At 41.8% G+C, this 273-nt stretch carries 1 protein-coding gene; it reads left to right on the forward strand.

What is annotated here, in order from left to right; genetic code table 11:
* The coding region (locus tag SB658_RS23935; RefSeq protein WP_410602822.1) for an NAD(P)H-dependent oxidoreductase at nucleotides 1–273 on the forward strand (273 nt) is incomplete at both ends.

A 273-nucleotide genomic window follows, 5' to 3' on the forward strand; every position in this document is an offset into this window, starting at 1 on the left:
CTTCGATACACTTTCAGCTGAAGAGCAAGCAAAAGTTGCTCGCCTAAACGAATTAAGCGATCAATTCGTTTCTGCTGACAAATATGTATTTGTTTCACCACTTTGGAACTTCTCATTCCCACCAGTTCTTAAAGCATACATCGACTCTGTTGCTGTAGCTGGTAAAACATTCAAATACACTGAGCAAGGTCCTGTTGGATTATTAACAGACAAAAAAGCTCTACACATCCAAGCACGTGGCGGATACTACTCTGAAGGTCCTGCTGCTGAACT

This window comes from Bacillus sp. SIMBA_008 (assembly GCF_046535495.1).
Taxonomy (GTDB): domain Bacteria; phylum Bacillota; class Bacilli; order Bacillales; family Bacillaceae; genus Bacillus; species Bacillus subtilis.